Source organism: Phyllobacterium sp. GQ127, assembly GCF_059758635.1.
Genome location: NZ_JCAXDZ010000001.1, coordinates 86,983 through 102,419, shown reverse-complemented (window position 1 = coordinate 102,419; position 15,437 = coordinate 86,983). Strand labels below are relative to the sequence as shown.

Here is a 15,437-nt window from a genome sequence, read left to right as displayed (position 1 = left end):
TGGGCGAATTAAAAAAGCTTCATCTGCGTATCAGGTTCTTCGGGTTTGTTGCGAGCGGATTTTTTGGGCTCGCTCAAATTTTCAAGCACCCTTTCCTGAATATCCGGCCCGGTATTGGCAACCTTGTTGACCTTGTCGGATACGGGAATGGCTTCAAAAAAGTCCGCTTGCGCTGGCTTCAATAAATCCGAAACATGGCGTGGCTCCTGTGTCTTGCAATCGAGCCAGCGAGCAAAATCCTTTTGCTCGATGATCACAGGCATACGATCGTGAATGTGACGAATATCGTCATTGGCACGCGTCGTAAGTATGGCTCCAGTGTCCATTTCCGAGCCTTCGGCATTAGCCCAAGGCTCATAAAGTCCGGCAAAGGCAATGATGCCGCCATTGCGCGGTCTGATCCAGTAAGCTTGGGATTTTTTGTCCCCGCTGCGACGCCACTCATAAAAACCTGATGCCGGAATGAGAGCCCGGCGATGGCGCATAGCGGTCTTGAAAGAGGCCTTCTCGATTGCAGTTTCCGACCTCGCATTGATCATCAATGGGTAATCGGCAGTATTTTTCACCCAGCCCGGAATAAAACCCCAGCGGACAAGCAGCGCTTTGCGATCCGAACGATTGCTGCCAGGGGGCGGAGTTTCGCCGCTTATCACCATGAGAATTGGCTGCGTCGGGGCAATATTGAAACGTGGCGGAAAATCTTCAAGCTCCATGAGCGCAAGATAGGCCGCTATTTCTTCAGGTGTCCCAAGGAGTGAAAAACGTCCGCACATATTAACCTGCTTCCACGCTGCCGCGACCTTCGTCAATGCACCACTTGCTCAACTACCGCCATCTTGTCAAACGGACTTGCAAGGCTTACCGCTTGGATATGGACCAAATTCCACTTTCCCCAACTGTCGATGGCGTATCGGTCGTATGCATCCGCGACGGTGCATTTCTCCTGGTTGAGCGTGGGCGCGATCCTTCCAAGGGCTGGCTCGCCTTTCCCGGCGGAAGACGAGAGGATGGTGAGACGCCGCAGGAGGCGGCAATTAGAGAATTGCACGAGGAAACCGGCCTCGCTGCGGCGATGGTCACCTATCTTACGACAGTGACATTCGATTACTCCACGCCTGAATTTCCCTCCCCCAGACCATTCCGCCTTGCTGTTTTTCGAGCCCATGATGTTCTTGGGGAAGCAATTGCTGCCGATGACGCGGCAGCAGTTCATTGGTTGCGGTATGAAGAAATGACCGGATTTGACGTTACGGAAAGTGTGCTTGACGTTGCACGGGAACTTGCACGAGACTTCGAAAGCTGAGGGTATCCCACCAAACTGCCTTGAAGATGCCTTGCTTTCAGGACACAAGGGTTTGGGGAATTCAGCTCAAGGCAATTTTGTGCGTCGAACAGCGTTTATCATATTGGCATTGATGGGAATTTCGTGCGCTGTTCCAGCCTATGCAGTCGATCCTCTTTATGAAACCAAATTGATAAGACTGGCGGAAGTGCTGGGCTCGATCCACTCTTTGCGCAATATATGCGGCGAGAACAGCAGCCAATGGCGCGACAGAATGGATGCACTGCTTCTGGCCGAAAATCCAGATCCAGTGCGAAAGGCGCGTTTGATTGCCAGTTTTAACCGGGGATACAGGACCTTTAACGAGACCTATTCGACCTGTACAAGCCAGGCGATTGCGGCGATTGACCGCTATGAACAGGAAGGAACAAAGCTTTCTTCCGAAATCGTATCGGGATATGGAAATTAACCAGGCTTTAACTGTTGAAGCCAATGAACCGCATTTTAAGCAAAACCTATGGTATTGTTTAGTGGCACTTTAAGAATTGGCTTCGGCCAAGGATGGTACATCATGAACATGACCTCGACAGATATTGATAAATTGGTTGCTGAAGAGAAAAAACTCGTAGCGATCGAATATCAGAATGAAGTCTGGGCTGATGGCACGCTTGAAGGTATCGAACCGGAGATCATGGCTGAAGCAGCATTTGCCACCGCGCTGATCGAACTTATCCGCGATAACGGGGAAGTGTCCGCGTTGGCCTTGCTCGAAGCCTTGCGCGAACGTATCTCTGCTGGCGAGTTTTCGACGAATCGCATTCTGCAGTAGTTAAATTCCGGGTGACATTCATGCTTGAAAAGCATCTTTCCGCTTATCCTTTCGCCAGAACCATCATGCTGGCGACAGCGGTATGCGCATTGAGCCTACCTGCATGGTCTGCAAATTCAGGTGCGCCGGTGCAACTTGCATTGAGCGAAATCAAAAAGGAAGAACTGCCCAAGGCGGCAGAGCCTGCAAAGCCTGACGCGAGCCAGCCGACTGGCGAAACACAGACACCCCCGCCCGCATCATCAGATACGCCAGGTGCAGCGCCCACCGAGCCTACGGCGGAAGATGGCGCCGAGGGTGCCAAGGCTACCAATCCAGCAATGCCCAATGCGAAGGATGGAGCGGAAACACCAGAGGTCCAGTACGATCTCACCAAGCTACCCTTCCCCGTACAAAAGATGCATCAGCTTATTCTCGAGGCTGCGAAATCGGGCAATATTGAAGCGCTGCGGCCACTTATCGGGTCTGGTGACGATGTAACCATGCTTTCGCTGGCCGAAGTCGACGGCGACCCGCTGGCCTATCTGAAAAGTCAGGCAGGCGATCCGGATGGGCAGGAAATACTTGCAATTTTGGTTGATGTGCTGGAATCCGGCTTCGTGCACATCGATGCAGGCACAGCAGACGAATTATACGTTTGGCCCTATTTCTTTGCCTATCCGTTGGATAAGCTGGATGCAAAACAAAAAGTTGAGCTCTTTCAAATCGTTACTGCTGGCGACTATGATGAAATGAAGCAGTTCGGCACGTATGTATTTTATCGTCTGGGTATCACTCCGAAAGGCCGCTGGCGCTTTTTCGTGACCGGCGACTGATTTTTCAGATTTATTTTCATTGGATGTCACATCCGGCAATGCTGTCTCGTCTCGTATTCAGGCAACTGAATGCCACACAGGAGACAGATGATGAAAGCCAGATTAAATCCTATAAGTTTTGACGCTCTCAAGCCGATGCTTGTCATGAGTGAAGGCGTCGAAGGTAATGGCCTTGAAAAAAGCCTGCAAGAACTCGTCAAGATGCGTGCATCCCAGATCAATGGTTGCGCCTATTGCCTCGATATGCATTCCAAGGATGCGCGTAAGCATGGCGAAACCGAGCAACGCATTTATTTGCTGAACGGCTGGAGAGAATCTCCATTATATAGCGATCGGGAAAGGGCTGCCTTGGCCTGGACAGAGGCGTTGACTCTGGTCTCGCAAACCCATGCGCCCGATAGTGATTATGAAGCCCTGAAGCTGCACTTCACTGACGAGGAAATTGTGAAATTGACGATGCTCATTGTCACCATCAACGGTTGGAACCGTATTGCCATCGGGTTCCGCTCCATACATCCGGTAGCAAAATCCAGTGTCGCAGCCTGACGACACGCTAGAAGCGTTCAACCGCCTGAGGCCTCGACTGACCCGGATTGCGTATCGCATGCTCGGGTCGGTCGCAGAGGCAGAGGATATTGTTCAAGAGGGCTTCATTCGCTGGCACAAGACCGACAAGTCGAGTGTTCGCAGTGAAGAAGCTTTCCTTGTCAGCATAATTACGCGCCTTTGCCTTGATCATCTGAAATCGGCGCGTGTGCGCAGGGAAAGATATGTAGGAGATTGGCTGCCGGAACCGATATTCAATCCGCTCGAAGAAGAGACCGAAGGTGACATTACGCTAACCCTTATGATGGCACTAGAACGGCTGTCGCCCCTCGAACGTGCCGCTTTTTTGCTGCATGACGTGTTCGGCCAGGATTTCAAGCAGATTGCCCAGACTATCAATCGGGATGCTGCGACTTGCAGGCAGCTCGCAAACCGGGCGCGCAATCATATACAAAAGGCCAAGCCGCGGTTTCCAGTTTCGGATGAACAAGGCAGTAGAATTGCCGCCGCGTTTTTTAATGCGTCACGCACTGGCAACACACAGACACTTCAAACCCTTCTGGCAGATGACGTTGTTATGTATGCTGACGGCGGCGGAGTTAGGCTTTCGGTGGTCAAGCCAATTTACACAGCTGAGAACATAATGCGCTTTTTCGAGGGCGTTTCACGCCGTGCAGATTTCGAGCTTCCAACTCTGCTATTTGAAGGCCTGATTGATGGCTTGCATGGCTTTGCTACGATGGAGTCTGATGACCTGCCACAAACAACCGCTCTGGAAATCGAGAACGGGAAGATCAAGGCCATCTATGTCATGCGCAACCCGGAAAAACTTGGACATTTGCAGTTTGCGAAATTCCCGGCAAAGGGTACAGCTTGAGGCCACTCTTTTTGAATTCACAGGTGCCCAATGAAGACGCTGACAATGTACCAGGTGGATGCATTCACCACCGAGCTTTTTCGCGGCAATCCGGCAGCAGTGCTTGTTCTTGACGAATGGCTGCCGGTTGAAACCATGCAGAACATTGCCGCCGAGAATAATCTTGCAGAAACTGCCTTTGTCAAACGCAACGCAACTGGCTGGGATTTACGCTGGTTTACGCCAGTTCATGAAGTGAATTTCTGTGGTCATGCCACCCTTGCCTCATCCCATGTGCTGCTGCATGAGCTGGGCATAAAAGGCGAATTGGTTTTTGAGACAAGGGTCGGAGCCCTGCGCGTCAACAAAAAGCAATCAGTCTATCAGCTCGATTTTCCAAGCTTTCCGCCAGAGCCAGTGACCAATCTCCTCCCCGCGCTAAAAGATATTACCGCACGGGAAAATATCACGGCATTTCAGAATTTCGAGAATGTCTTCATTGAGCTTGAAAATGAGCAGGCGGTGCTTGATTTTGTTCCCGACCTGCCGAAAATTACAGAACTTGACCCGTTCGGACTGGTGATTACCGGCAAAGGTGAAGAGCATGATTTCGTATCGCGCTATTTTGTACCCCATGCCGGCATTCCGGAAGATCCGGTAACCGGATCAATACATTCAACGCTTGTGCCGTATTGGGCCGCGAAGCTTGGCAAAAATCATTTGTCCGCGTTTCAACGCTCAACGCGTGGCGGACACTTGCTCTGCGAGCTTGCTGATGATCGTGTACTGATCAGCGGTGCAGCGGTGACGTTCATGAAGGCAGAGATTTATCTGCCTTGAAGTGCCTCACCAAATAGCACCGGCTCGCCTTGTGAGGGAGTGACGATCTCCCCCTCCCACATGACTTTAATGCCGCGCACAATAGTGCCTACAGGCCAGCCTGTGACGATCTTGCCGTCATAAGGAGTCCAGCCAGCCTTTGAACCCACCTGCTCATTGGTAATAGTCTCGCGGCGCTTCATATCGACAATTGTCAAATCCGCATCATAGCCTACGGAGATGCGACCCTTGCGAGCCATACCGAACAGGCGATTTGGACCATGCGAGCTAAGATCGACAAAGCGTTCAATGGAAAGGCGTCCGGCATTTACATGATCCAGCATGATTGGAACAAGTGTCTGCACGCCGGTCATGCCGGATGGTGACGCAGGATAGGGTTTGGACTTTTCTTCCAATGTGTGGGGCGCATGATCTGAGCCAAGCACGTCAACGATTCCCTGCCCTATACCTCTCCAGACACCATCGCGATGACGGGCGTCGCGCACTGGCGGATTCATCTGAAGCAAGGTTCCAAGCGTTGCATATTGGCTGGCATCAAGCGTCAGATGATGCGGCGTTGCTTCACAGCTCGCCACATCCTTGTGTTGAGCAAGGAATTCAATTTCCTCAGCGGTGGAGATATGCAAAACATGGATACGGGCACCGGTTTCACGGGCAATCCGTACCAGACGCTCGGTGCATTGAAGAGCTGCAATCTCATCGCGCCAGACCGGATGCGAGGACGGATCATTCGGGACGCGGAAGCTTTCGCGCTCACGCAGCCGGAATTCGTCCTCGGAATGGAATGCAGCGCGGCGGCGGGTATTTCTGAGGATTGAACGAACACCCTCATCGTCTTCAACAAGAAGATCACCGGTAGAGGAACCCATGAAAACCTTGATGCCTGCGGCACCTGGCAGACGCTCCAGTTCAGGAACATCATGCGCATTGTCACGCGTACCGCCAACCCAAAAGGCGAAATCGCAATGCATGCGATGCTTGCCGCGACGGACCTTGTCTTCGAGGGTTTCGGCTGAAGTCGTCAACGGCTTGGTATTGGGCATTTCGAAAACCGCCGTGACACCGCCAAGAACGGCCGAACGGGATCCACTTTCCAGGTCTTCCTTGTGTTCGAGGCCGGGCTCACGAAAATGCACCTGACTATCGACGACGCCGGGAAGAATATGCAGGCCAGTCGCATCGATGATTTCGCCCGCCGATGCGGTGCCCAGATTGCCAATGGCCGCAATTCGCCCATTGATGATACCGATATCGCGCAAACCGACACCATCCTGATTGACAACCATTCCGCTTCGATAAATCGTGTCGAATGTTTGAGCCATTTGCATCTCCTTCACCTTGCGAACCCGTCCCGAGCGGATTACGTAACAGGAACAGATAAGGCAAGGATAATGCAATGCCATCGGCACTTTTAAACGGAAGAGCGATCCTCAACGTTACAGGCGAAGAAGCAGAGAGCTTCCTGCAAAACCTGATCACCACAGATCTCGATAATCTGCAAAGAGGCAAACTCAGACCTGGGGCCCTTCTGAGCCCTCAAGGCAAGATCATGTTCGAGTTTCTGATTTCACGATCGGCCGATGGCTTGCGTCTCGACATTTTGCAGTCTGTGATCGATGATTTTGCCAAGCGTCTGAGCCTCTATAAGCTGCGCGCCAAAGTACAGATTTCCATTGATTCTGAATCGCTTGTGGCCGTTTCATGGGGAAGTGAGTCAAGCGTCTCAGAATCTGATTCTACGGTTCGGGATGAGCGCTTTCCTGGCGACCTCAACGTTTGCCGCCACTATGGCGATACCGCTATCAATGGCGATGCCGACGCGTGGACGCGTCTGCGGATTGCTCATGGTGTGGCCGAAGCACCTATAGACTATGCGCTGGGCGATGCCTTTCCGCATGACATCAATTTCGATCAGATCAATGGTGTTTCGTTCAAGAAGGGCTGCTTCATCGGCCAGGAGGTCGTTTCCCGGATGCAGCATCGCGGAACTGCACGACGGCGAATCCTTATTGTCGACAGCCCGGTGGACCTGCCCCCAACAGGAACATCCATAACGGCAAATGGACGTGAGCTTGGTACTTTGGGAAGCGCTGCCGGACGAAGCGGGCTAGCCCTTGTCCGTATCGACCGCGTTAAAGATGCGATCGATAGTGAAACTCCCATTTTGGCAGGAGATATTGCTATCGACCTTGCCATTCCACCCGAACACCGGTTTACATTTCCCGTGACTGCGCAGGAAGCGTAACCAGGGAATTATAATGTCAGAAAGGGCCGCGCCCAGACAGGACCATTCAATCGAGCCGGAAATGCGGGCCTGGCAGCGCATGTTGTCGGGCCGACGCCTAGATTTGCTTGATCCATCGCCACTGGATATCGAGATTGAAGACATAGCACAGGGCCTCTCACGGGTAGCCCGCTGGAACGGCCAAACGACAGGCGAACATGCTTACTCCGTCGCTCAGCACTCGCTATTGGTGGAGGAAATATTTGGCCGCCTCTTCCCACAGATAACAACCGAGCAAAGACTGATCGCACTTTTGCATGACGCCCCGGAATATGTCATTGGCGATATGATTTCGCCGTTCAAAGCCGTAGTCGGAGGCGATTACAAGGCCGTTGAGTTGCGATTGCAGCACGCCATACATTTGAGGTTTTCGCTCACTCCGATCATCAGTCAGGAGCTTCGCAGGCAAATAAAACGCGCCGATGCCGTGGCCGCATATCACGAAGCGACACTGCTCGCGGGTTTTTTGCCCGATGAAGCAGTCCAGTTTTTCGGACGCCCGCGTGGTATTGACCCGCAAGGCTTGGACTTGACACCACTTCCCACACAAAATGCCCAGAACGCGTTTTTATTGCGCTTTGCTGCGTTAGATCAACAGCGCATCAAAGGATAGACTATGCCGCATCTCATTGTATCACCCGTCTCGCGTATCGCTGAAACAGCGTCACGTTTTGGTGTTAGGGATATGCTCACTCTCATGAATGTCGGCTCGCAGTTCAACCGACCGGTAGAGATTGAGGAAGCACGCCATTTATTCATTGGTTTCAATGACATCACAGAGCCATCTGATGGAATGATTCATCCCTCTGTCGATCATATCAGTCAGTTTATTGAGTTTGGGCGGCGCTGGGATCGAAAAGCTCCCTTGCTCATTCATTGCTATGCCGGAATCTCGCGTTCTACTGCTGGAGCTTACATTACTGCACTCGCACTCAATCCGGAACTGAACGAAATCAAATTGGCGCAAACACTACGCCGCAATGCTCCATCTGCAACGCCGAATGCTTTGCTGGTTGCGCTTGCTGACGATCTGCTGGATCGCAGAGGACGCATGGTGGACGCCATAAAGGCCATTGGCCGCGGCGAAGACGCCTTTGAGGGCACCCCCTTCATTCTTCCGCTAACGGCAGACACATGACGACCGCGCTCAATGCAGTTGAAATCAATCTGAGTGCAGCAATCGCTGCTGTCGCCAATAATGATCCTCTTATCTTGACGACCTCTTCCAGTGGCCAACCGGAAAGAGATGAATTGCCCTTCGGTCCATTCAACCCACTTGAACATCGCACTTTTGAAACCGGCTTGCGCGAATGGGTGGCCGAGCAAACGCCGCTCCAACTCGGATATGTCGAGCAGCTTTATACTTTCGGCGATCGGGGCAGGCACAAAACGGTCGAAGATCGCGGATTGCACGTTGTTTCTGTCGGATATCTTGCACTTACCCGCATTTCCGAAAATAGCAGCGAGCAACTTCGCAAATCAGGCGCACGCTGGCGAAACTGGTATTCCTTTTTGCCGTGGGAAGACTGGCGCGGCGGCAAGCCCGCCATGATCGACGAAGAAATTCGCCCTGCCTTGCAGGAATGGGCGGAGGCAAACGCATTGCCGTCTCGGCTAAGCCGTTTTCGCATGGCCTTTGGTGATGAGAATATAGCTTGGGATGAAGAGCGCGTGCTTGAGCGCTATGAGCTTTTATATGAGGCGGGACTTATCGAGGAAGCGATACGCGACGGGCGGGCTGACAGGACTCCTGCACGCTGCCTGCCCGGCCTCGCCATGAGCTTTGATCACCGCCGCATCTTGGCAACGGCGATCTCCAGACTGCGTGCGAAGCTGAAATATCGTCCAGTAGTCTTTGAACTGATGCCGCCCGCCTTCACCTTGACGGCACTGCAAGAGACCGTTGAAGCTATTTCCGGACGTCATTTACACAAACAGAACTTTCGGCGGCTTGTCGAAACCACGGAATTGGTGGAGCCGACCGGTGCTGAGCAGATACAAGCACGGGGGCGTCCCGCCGCACTTTACCAGTTCCGGCATAACGTTCTTGAGGAGCGAAGTGTAGCGGGCCTCAGGGTTGGTAACCGGTCATAGGAGCTGTAAATGAATGACAAGCCTACATCCATGAACGCCGACGGCATTTTCGAGCCATTTTCCTCGGAGGACGTTCCGGTTGAAGAGTGGTCGCAAGGCACACGCTTCGGCAGCACCTATCGGTATTTATCAGGATTTGGCGGCTCAACCCATGTCGGGGTTCAGCTTGAAGAACTTTCACCGGGAATGGAATCGAGCCTCAACCACTATCACATGCTTGAGGAAGAGCATGCCTTCGTTCTCGAAGGTGAAATGACTTTGAAGCTTGGCGATAAGAAATATGTCATGAAGGCAGGGCACTATGTCTGCTTTCCCGCCGGTCAAAAAGCTGGGCATTCATTTTACAATCACAGCGATGCACCCTGCCGTTTCCTGATGATGGGAGAGAAAAACCCTAATGAGGTGTTGTTCTATCCGGAAAATCAACGTGTCGGCGTCCGCCTTATGGGCGAAGGCTATGTGCGATCCTCCCAGATTGAATACTGGGAGGGTGTCGATACGGATAAGCCGGGTTAAGCTTTGGCCGGAACAATACGGATAACATTGCCCCAAGGGTCAATGATCTCACGCTCTTCCTTTGCATCCGCCGAGCTGAACTCAGCCCAAGCCAAGCCGGATCGATCATTGTCACGGCGTCCGGCTCCCCGGCTCTGCCAGGCATTTGCAGCCACGTGGTGATGATAGCCGCCTGTGGACATGAACACAGCACCAGCACCATAGGCAGCAACGGTTTGAAGACCAAGCTCCTTATGCCACCATGCTTCGGCTTCCTTGGCGTTGCCGACCCGCAAGTGGAGGTGGCCGACCATGGTTCCATCTGGAGCAGCTGTCCAAGGCTGGCCTGTGGCTTCGGTCAGGAGATTGCCGACATCCAGCGGTTCCGTTGCCATTGTCACAGCAGAGCCATTCCATGTCCATTTTTCATGCGGGCGGTCAGCGTAGATTTCAATGCCGTTACCTTCAGGATCGGTCAGGTAGATCGCCTCGCTGACCAGATGGTCCGATGCACCGACAATAGGAGTGCGCTGATCAATCGCGCGCCTCGCCCATCGCGCCAAATCAGCCCGCTCCGGCAGCAGAAAAGCTGTATGATAAAGTCCGGCGCTTTGCGGATCATCGGCACGGACGGTGGCCTGTTCTATTTCAAGCAGCGGCGTTTCGCCGGCACCCAGTATGATCGATTGTCCCTTGCGTGAGATTTCGCGCAAGCCCACCACATCCTGATAATAGCTTGAAAGCAGATCAGCATCCTTGGCTTTTATGCCAATCTTCGACACATAAGTCGGGGCTGTTGCAGCAAAAGATACGTCCGTCATTTTTGCCTCCGCGCGCGTACTGGCCACCGTTCCGACAAGGGCTAAAGTTCCACCAACCAGTTCCCGGCGTGTAAATTGCATCGTACTTCGCATTGTTCGTTTCGTTGTGATGAAAATCGGCTTTCACCACCTCCTGCACAAGAGCCGTGGCGGCGAACAGGCTGTTCGCAAATAATGAACTATGAAGCTGGCATTGTTTACCGGATCGAGAGGGATCCCGTTGTGTTCGATATTGCGAAATAGGCGCAACTTTCCTAAATACGGCACATGAAAGTTAAAGATACCGATATTCTTATCATTCCCGGCTACACAAATTCCGGTCCTGATCATTGGCAAAGCCGTTGGGAAAGCAAGCTTTCCACAGCGCGCCGGGTCGAGCAGGCCGAATGGTCAAAGCCGGTTCGTGAAGATTGGGTTGCCGCAGTCGTGAAGGCAATAAATGAGGCAACACGCCCCGTCGTGGTGGTCGCTCATTCTCTCGGCGTGCCCACATTTATCCATGCTCTTCCTCATGTCGGCGATAAGGTCAAAGGCGCATTTCTGGTTACGCCTCCAGATGTTTCCAATCCGAAAATCCGTCCGAAGCATCTCATGACCTTCGGCCCCTACCCTCGCGAACCCTTCACATTTCCGTCGATGGTGGTTGCAAGCCGGAATGATCATTATTGCAGCTATGAAGTTGCCGACGATCTGGCGGCGGCTTGGGGATCAGTTATTGTGGATGCTGGAGAGTCCGGTCATCTCAATTCGGAGTCCGGTCATGGGCCTTGGCCGGAAGGAACGATGGTCTTTGCGCAATTCCTCTCCAAGCTTTGATCAATGAAACGACCTATTGCTGATCATCCTAAAAATCGATCAGCGTCGGATGGGTCGGGCGCGTAGCAGCTATTGCGAATGCCGAACCAGTCGAGGCGATTTCGGGCTATATAATCGTAAAGCCAATCGCGAAACAAACGCGGGGCAATTCGGGCAGCACAAGCCATCGACCAGGGAAATCCCAAGAACTCCAATGCTCGCAACGAACCATCCGACTTGATCCGGATCATCCCTTTCTCGAGCAAAATGTTTGACTCATAGTCCTGAGAAACGAGCCCATAGTGCCGAAAAAGAGCACTGCCAAGCGAAGATTGCGCCGACAGGAAACGGAAACGCCGCTTCTTGTCGGCACGCAAAAGGAAATTGACGAAGCCGGAGCATAGGACGCAGCTTCCATCGAAGATCAGGATGGGGCGATCGTCAGGGAAGTCAGGTACCAAGGAATCTGCGCGATAGCTGAAGGCCTTGCGCATGGCTTGGTTTACACTTCTATCTCGTTCAATAGGCTTTGCACGCCATCAGTTAGATAGGTTGTGTCCACAGCAAGCGGCAAATAGGTAAATCCCAGACCGGAAAAACGTTTCGCCAATGCTGCATTGCCGGCATAGATTCCGGCAAGTTTACCAGCGGCTTTGGAGCGCCTTGCGATTTCGGTCAAAGGCTCAATGATCGCTTCGGAACCAGCATTGACTTCCGTGCCATTGCTCCACGCAATTGAAAAATCCGAGGGGCCAACGAAAATACCGTCGATTCCGTCGACAGCGAGAATATCGTCCAAGGCTTCATATGCTGCGCGGGTTTCGATCATGGCAAAGGCCAACGTGTCCGTGTTGGTCTGTTCGAGGTATCCGCCAGAACCGCCCGAGACATAGCCACCTGGGCGACCGCGCAACTGGCCCCAGGAACGTTCGCCCAATGGCGGATATTTCATCGCTGCGGCAAAAAGCTTTGCATCAGCCACTGTGTTGATCATGGGCGCAATAACAGCTTCAGCGCCTATATCCAAAGCCCTGCTTGCCATGTCAAAGCGGCCAACCGGCACGCGAACTGCGGTGTGCTTTCCGGCACTGCGCAACACGCCGGTCAATGCAACAACGCTGGCGGTGTCATGTGCGCCATGCTGCATATCGAGCAAGACAGCGGAAAGCCTTGTGCGGCAAAGGGCTTCCATCACCAGGGTATCGGTCATGCTGGACCAGCCGGAATAAATTGTTTCTCCGGCTCTGAGACGCGACGCTAATGACATGATTCTTACCTTCCCTGTGACCATTCATATTGCAAACGCAGAACAATGCCGGTCAAGGTCAAAGAAAACAAAAATCCTTCGCGGATTGTCGCAATTATCGCTGCAATAAAAAACCGCCCCGTAGGGCGGCTTGTATAAATAATCAGTATCGGCTCGGCTTACGAAGCGCTTTCGATCTGGCGAATAGCCTCGATCATCAGTTCTTCCATCGTCCGGCGGATACGATGATCGGACTTGTCGACGCCTGCGGCATCAAAATCTGCCCGGATCTTGCGGAAAACATCTTCGTCACCAGCTTCATGAAAATCTGCAACGATGACTTCCTTGGCATAGGCTTCGGCTTCCTCGCCGGTCTTGCCCAGCTTTTCCGCAGCCCAAAGGCCAAGCAGCTTGTTACGCCGTGCTTCTGCGCGGAATTTTACTTCGGCATCATGCGCGTATTTATTTTCAGCTGCGTTTTTGCGATCTTCCATGCTCATCTTTTATTGCTCCCGCAAATGGTTGGGTAATCCCTATATATCTGGTCTTGCGGCGTTTTTCAGGCAGAACCACATATAGATCGTGTCCAAGTCTCCTATAAACACTTCGCAAAAAATCGAAAGTCTCAATTCAACTTCATTGCCTATAGCGTCTTAGCAGCGCTTTATAACCCATAAAACAGGGGAGCTCTACAATGCATCATTGTGAAATGCTTGCTTTTGCGATAGTTAGCGCGCCAACATGACGGCTTGGACCAAGGCCGACCGATAACTCCAATACCAGAGATTTTAAATGAACCGTCGCCGCCGTGTCTACGAAGGCAAAGCCAAAATCCTTTATGAAGGACCAGAACCAGGCACTCTGGTGCAGCACTTCAAAGATGATACAACAGTGCTCCATCCGAAGAAAAGCGAAGTGATTGACGGCAAAGGTGTCCTCAACAACCGCATTTCGGAATATATCTTCACGCAATTGAACCGTATGGGGATACCGACGCACTTCATCCGCCGCCTTAACATGCGCGAGCAGTTGATCAAGGAAGTCGAGATTATTCCGCTGCAGGTCGTTGTGCGCAATATCGCCGCCGGATCGCTCGCCAAGCGTCTGGGCATCGAAGAAGGCACCGTCCTGCCGCGCTCGATTATCGAGTTCTATTATAAAAATGATGAACTCGACGATCCAATGGTTTCCGAAGAGCACATTACGGCGTTCGGTTGGGCAGCGCCGCAGGAAATTGATGACATCATGGCACTGGCCATTCGCATCAATGACTTTCTCAGCGGATTGTTTCTTGGTGTGGGAATTCAGCTTGTCGATTTCAAAATCGAATGTGGCAGGCTATATGAAGGCGAAATGATGCGCATAGTTCTCGCCGATGAATTTACGCCGGATTCCGCAAGGCTCTGGGACAGCCAGACCGCCGAAAAGATGGATAAGGATCGGTTCCGCCGCGACATGGGCGGACTTATCGAAGCCTATCAGGAAGTGGCGCGCCGTCTGGGCATCATGAATGAAAACGATCAGACGCGCCCGAGCGGGCCGGTTCTGGTTAAATAGCACTCGACGGAGAAACAGGTAATGAAGGCACGTGTCACTGTAACCTTGAAGAATGGCGTTCTTGATCCACAGGGCAAGGCAATTGTTGGCGCGTTGGGCAGTCTGGGCTTTGACGGCATCGGTTCCGTGCGTCAGGGCAAGGTATTTGACGTCGAACTCGATGGCAGCGACAAGGCGGGTGCTGAGACAAAACTCAAGGCAATGTGCGAACAGCTGCTGGCCAATACTGTGATCGAAGATTATTCGGTGGAGCTTCTTTAATGAAATCAGCAGTCGTTCTCCTTCCCGGCCTCAATCGTGACCGCGATATGATTGCGGCGCTGACAAAAATTTCCGGCGTTGAGCCTCAGACGGTCTGGCAGACGGATACCGAAGTGCCCGATGTCGATCTGATCGTTATCCCAGGCGGTTTCTCCTATGGCGATTATCTGCGTTGCGGGGCAATTGCAGCGCGCATGCCTGTCATGCAGGCTATTCGTGAAAAGGCCAACAAAGGCGTCATGGTAATGGGCGTCTGCAACGGTTTCCAGATTCTCCTGGAAGCAGGCCTTCTGCCGGGAGCCTTGATGCGTAACGCTTCGCTGAAGTTCGTTTGCCGTCAGGTGAAGCTCGAAATCACCAATGCCAATACGCCATTTACCCGCGGCTATTCGCATGGTCAGATCATCAGCAGTCCGGTGGCGCATCATGACGGCAATTATTTTGCCGATGCAGAAACGCTTGCCCGCGTCGAAGGTGAAGGCCAAGTGGTTTTCCGCTATGCCGAAGGCACCAATCCAAATGGCTCCATCAATAACATTGCCGGCATTATCAACAAACAAGGCAATGTTCTGGGCCTGATGCCTCATCCGGAAAATCTGATTGAGGCCGCCCATGGGGGAACCGATGGCCGTGCGTTGTTTGCTGGTATTCTCGGGGTTGCCGCCTGAGTAGAATCCTATACGTTTGGTGAATGCTGTTTCAGCGGGGAGTGCGTT

The 15,437-nt window shown here is 52.6% G+C and carries 22 protein-coding genes; 16 read left to right on the top strand and 6 right to left on the bottom strand.

Annotated features, from left to right (window positions below):
- Positions 1-8 precede the first annotated feature (8 nt).
- Positions 9-773 carry an SOS response-associated peptidase gene (locus AC6CHM_RS00530; RefSeq protein ID WP_307283913.1) on the bottom strand — a complete coding sequence of 255 codons (765 nt, stop codon included), beginning with the start codon at positions 771-773 and terminating at the stop codon, positions 9-11.
- Positions 774-871: 98 nt separating this feature from the next.
- On the opposite strand from AC6CHM_RS00530, the gene AC6CHM_RS00525 reads away from it, so the two are divergent.
- The 7 genes from AC6CHM_RS00525 (at position 872) to AC6CHM_RS00495 (ending at position 5,168) form a co-directional block, all read left to right on the top strand.
- Complete coding sequence (locus AC6CHM_RS00525) at positions 872-1,303, top strand: NUDIX hydrolase (protein ID WP_336441014.1); 432 nt, start codon at positions 872-874, stop codon at positions 1,301-1,303.
- A gap of 112 nt (positions 1,304-1,415) precedes the next feature.
- A complete protein-coding gene (locus AC6CHM_RS00520; RefSeq protein ID WP_115052189.1) occupies positions 1,416-1,751 on the top strand; it encodes a TIGR02301 family protein in 336 nt (111 codons plus the stop codon).
- 102 nt (positions 1,752-1,853) lie between these two features.
- Complete coding sequence (locus AC6CHM_RS00515) at positions 1,854-2,111, top strand: hypothetical protein (protein ID WP_115051821.1); 258 nt, start codon at positions 1,854-1,856, stop codon at positions 2,109-2,111.
- A 20-nt stretch (positions 2,112-2,131) separates the two neighbouring features.
- Positions 2,132-2,926, top strand: coding sequence for a hypothetical protein (locus AC6CHM_RS00510; protein WP_307283906.1), 795 nt, complete (start codon positions 2,132-2,134; stop codon positions 2,924-2,926).
- A gap of 90 nt (positions 2,927-3,016) precedes the next feature.
- Positions 3,017-3,472, top strand: coding sequence for a carboxymuconolactone decarboxylase family protein (locus AC6CHM_RS00505; protein WP_354345055.1), 456 nt, complete (start codon positions 3,017-3,019; stop codon positions 3,470-3,472).
- Positions 3,459-4,349 carry a sigma-70 family RNA polymerase sigma factor gene (locus tag AC6CHM_RS00500; protein ID WP_354344946.1) on the top strand — a complete coding sequence of 297 codons (891 nt, stop codon included), beginning with the start codon at positions 3,459-3,461 and terminating at the stop codon, positions 4,347-4,349. Before AC6CHM_RS00505 ends, AC6CHM_RS00500 begins: the two co-directional genes overlap by 14 nt.
- Before the next feature lie 30 nt (positions 4,350-4,379).
- A complete protein-coding gene (locus AC6CHM_RS00495) occupies positions 4,380-5,168 on the top strand; it encodes a PhzF family phenazine biosynthesis protein (RefSeq protein ID WP_354344948.1) in 789 nt (262 codons plus the stop codon).
- Here the strand turns inward: AC6CHM_RS00495 and AC6CHM_RS00490 are convergent.
- Positions 5,156-6,490, bottom strand: coding sequence for a dihydroorotase (locus AC6CHM_RS00490; protein WP_354344950.1), 1,335 nt, complete (start codon positions 6,488-6,490; stop codon positions 5,156-5,158). The genes AC6CHM_RS00495 and AC6CHM_RS00490 overlap by 13 nt on opposite strands.
- A 74-nt stretch (positions 6,491-6,564) precedes the next feature.
- On the opposite strand from AC6CHM_RS00490, the gene ygfZ reads away from it, so the two are divergent.
- The 5 genes from ygfZ to AC6CHM_RS00465 are packed head-to-tail and all read left to right on the top strand — an operon-like array spanning position 6,565 to position 10,062.
- On the top strand, positions 6,565-7,413 hold the full coding sequence (ygfZ, locus tag AC6CHM_RS00485) for a CAF17-like 4Fe-4S cluster assembly/insertion protein YgfZ (RefSeq protein ID WP_498171569.1): 849 nt from the start codon (positions 6,565-6,567) through the stop codon (positions 7,411-7,413).
- 13 nt (positions 7,414-7,426) lie between these two features.
- Complete coding sequence (locus tag AC6CHM_RS00480; RefSeq protein WP_307283892.1) at positions 7,427-8,065, top strand: HD domain-containing protein; 639 nt, start codon at positions 7,427-7,429, stop codon at positions 8,063-8,065.
- A gap of 3 nt (positions 8,066-8,068) precedes the next feature.
- Entirely contained in the window at positions 8,069-8,590 is a 522-nt protein-coding gene (locus AC6CHM_RS00475) for a tyrosine phosphatase family protein (RefSeq protein ID WP_498171568.1), read from the top strand.
- Positions 8,587-9,546 (top strand): NUDIX hydrolase, encoded by a 960-nt coding sequence (locus tag AC6CHM_RS00470; RefSeq protein ID WP_336440987.1) that lies wholly within the window; start codon positions 8,587-8,589, stop codon positions 9,544-9,546. Before AC6CHM_RS00475 ends, AC6CHM_RS00470 begins: the two co-directional genes overlap by 4 nt.
- A gap of 9 nt (positions 9,547-9,555) precedes the next feature.
- Positions 9,556-10,062, top strand: a complete 507-nt coding sequence (locus AC6CHM_RS00465; RefSeq protein WP_498171565.1) for a cupin domain-containing protein — start codon at positions 9,556-9,558, stop codon at positions 10,060-10,062.
- On the opposite strand, the gene AC6CHM_RS00460 is transcribed toward AC6CHM_RS00465, so the two are convergent.
- Positions 10,059-10,943: a VOC family protein gene (locus tag AC6CHM_RS00460; protein WP_498172623.1), complete on the bottom strand. Its 885-nt coding sequence runs from the start codon at positions 10,941-10,943 to the stop codon at positions 10,059-10,061. The two genes, AC6CHM_RS00465 and AC6CHM_RS00460, sit on opposite strands and share 4 nt — an antisense overlap.
- A 186-nt stretch (positions 10,944-11,129) precedes the next feature.
- Between AC6CHM_RS00460 and AC6CHM_RS00455 the strand changes: the two genes are divergently transcribed.
- On the top strand, positions 11,130-11,678 hold the full coding sequence (locus AC6CHM_RS00455) for an RBBP9/YdeN family alpha/beta hydrolase (RefSeq protein WP_354344955.1): 549 nt from the start codon (positions 11,130-11,132) through the stop codon (positions 11,676-11,678).
- 23 nt (positions 11,679-11,701) lie between these two features.
- Here AC6CHM_RS00455 and AC6CHM_RS00450 read toward each other — a convergent pair whose 3' ends face one another.
- The 3 genes from AC6CHM_RS00450 to AC6CHM_RS00440 form a co-directional block, all read right to left on the bottom strand.
- Positions 11,702-12,151: a thiol-disulfide oxidoreductase DCC family protein gene (locus AC6CHM_RS00450; RefSeq protein WP_498171562.1), complete on the bottom strand. Its 450-nt coding sequence runs from the start codon at positions 12,149-12,151 to the stop codon at positions 11,702-11,704.
- 8 nt (positions 12,152-12,159) lie between these two features.
- Positions 12,160-12,924, bottom strand: coding sequence for an aldolase/citrate lyase family protein (locus tag AC6CHM_RS00445; RefSeq protein ID WP_115051834.1), 765 nt, complete (start codon positions 12,922-12,924; stop codon positions 12,160-12,162).
- Between the two features lie 158 nt (positions 12,925-13,082).
- Positions 13,083-13,403, bottom strand: a complete 321-nt coding sequence (locus tag AC6CHM_RS00440) for a DUF1476 domain-containing protein (protein WP_115051835.1) — start codon at positions 13,401-13,403, stop codon at positions 13,083-13,085.
- Between the two features lie 292 nt (positions 13,404-13,695).
- Between AC6CHM_RS00440 and purC the strand changes: the two genes are divergently transcribed.
- The 3 genes from purC to purQ are packed head-to-tail and all read left to right on the top strand — an operon-like array spanning position 13,696 to position 15,389.
- Positions 13,696-14,460 carry a phosphoribosylaminoimidazolesuccinocarboxamide synthase gene (gene purC, locus AC6CHM_RS00435; protein ID WP_307283868.1) on the top strand — a complete coding sequence of 255 codons (765 nt, stop codon included), beginning with the start codon at positions 13,696-13,698 and terminating at the stop codon, positions 14,458-14,460.
- Between the two features lie 21 nt (positions 14,461-14,481).
- Positions 14,482-14,721 carry a phosphoribosylformylglycinamidine synthase subunit PurS gene (gene purS / locus AC6CHM_RS00430; RefSeq protein WP_115051837.1) on the top strand — a complete coding sequence of 80 codons (240 nt, stop codon included), beginning with the start codon at positions 14,482-14,484 and terminating at the stop codon, positions 14,719-14,721.
- The gene (purQ, locus tag AC6CHM_RS00425; RefSeq protein WP_115051838.1) at positions 14,721-15,389 is read left to right on the top strand and encodes a phosphoribosylformylglycinamidine synthase subunit PurQ; all 669 of its coding nucleotides are present in this window, start codon (positions 14,721-14,723) and stop codon (positions 15,387-15,389) included. The genes purS and purQ overlap by 1 nt, the downstream gene beginning before the upstream one ends.
- The last annotated feature ends 48 nt before the right edge of the window (positions 15,390-15,437 follow it).

Coding starts and splice junctions, on each gene's coding strand:
- AC6CHM_RS00440 (WP_115051835.1), bottom strand. CDS start 13,403: ATGAGCATGGAAGATCGCAAAAACGCAGCTGAAAATAAATACGCGCAT.
- ygfZ (WP_498171569.1), top strand. CDS start 6,565: ATGCCATCGGCACTTTTAAACGGAAGAGCGATCCTCAACGTTACAGGC.
- AC6CHM_RS00480 (WP_307283892.1), top strand. CDS start 7,427: ATGTCAGAAAGGGCCGCGCCCAGACAGGACCATTCAATCGAGCCGGAA.
- AC6CHM_RS00460 (WP_498172623.1), bottom strand. CDS start 10,943: ATGCAATTTACACGCCGGGAACTGGTTGGTGGAACTTTAGCCCTTGTC.
- AC6CHM_RS00470 (WP_336440987.1), top strand. CDS start 8,587: ATGACGACCGCGCTCAATGCAGTTGAAATCAATCTGAGTGCAGCAATC.
- AC6CHM_RS00510 (WP_307283906.1), top strand. CDS start 2,132: ATGCTTGAAAAGCATCTTTCCGCTTATCCTTTCGCCAGAACCATCATG.
- AC6CHM_RS00530 (WP_307283913.1), bottom strand. CDS start 773: ATGTGCGGACGTTTTTCACTCCTTGGGACACCTGAAGAAATAGCGGCC.
- AC6CHM_RS00490 (WP_354344950.1), bottom strand. CDS start 6,490: ATGGCTCAAACATTCGACACGATTTATCGAAGCGGAATGGTTGTCAAT.
- purC (WP_307283868.1), top strand. CDS start 13,696: ATGAACCGTCGCCGCCGTGTCTACGAAGGCAAAGCCAAAATCCTTTAT.
- AC6CHM_RS00520 (WP_115052189.1), top strand. CDS start 1,416: ATGGGAATTTCGTGCGCTGTTCCAGCCTATGCAGTCGATCCTCTTTAT.
- AC6CHM_RS00455 (WP_354344955.1), top strand. CDS start 11,130: ATGAAAGTTAAAGATACCGATATTCTTATCATTCCCGGCTACACAAAT.
- AC6CHM_RS00525 (WP_336441014.1), top strand. CDS start 872: ATGGACCAAATTCCACTTTCCCCAACTGTCGATGGCGTATCGGTCGTA.
- purS (WP_115051837.1), top strand. CDS start 14,482: ATGAAGGCACGTGTCACTGTAACCTTGAAGAATGGCGTTCTTGATCCA.
- AC6CHM_RS00465 (WP_498171565.1), top strand. CDS start 9,556: ATGAATGACAAGCCTACATCCATGAACGCCGACGGCATTTTCGAGCCA.
- AC6CHM_RS00475 (WP_498171568.1), top strand. CDS start 8,069: ATGCCGCATCTCATTGTATCACCCGTCTCGCGTATCGCTGAAACAGCG.
- AC6CHM_RS00450 (WP_498171562.1), bottom strand. CDS start 12,151: ATGCGCAAGGCCTTCAGCTATCGCGCAGATTCCTTGGTACCTGACTTC.
- AC6CHM_RS00495 (WP_354344948.1), top strand. CDS start 4,380: ATGAAGACGCTGACAATGTACCAGGTGGATGCATTCACCACCGAGCTT.
- AC6CHM_RS00515 (WP_115051821.1), top strand. CDS start 1,854: ATGAACATGACCTCGACAGATATTGATAAATTGGTTGCTGAAGAGAAA.
- AC6CHM_RS00505 (WP_354345055.1), top strand. CDS start 3,017: ATGAAAGCCAGATTAAATCCTATAAGTTTTGACGCTCTCAAGCCGATG.
- purQ (WP_115051838.1), top strand. CDS start 14,721: ATGAAATCAGCAGTCGTTCTCCTTCCCGGCCTCAATCGTGACCGCGAT.
- AC6CHM_RS00445 (WP_115051834.1), bottom strand. CDS start 12,924: ATGTCATTAGCGTCGCGTCTCAGAGCCGGAGAAACAATTTATTCCGGC.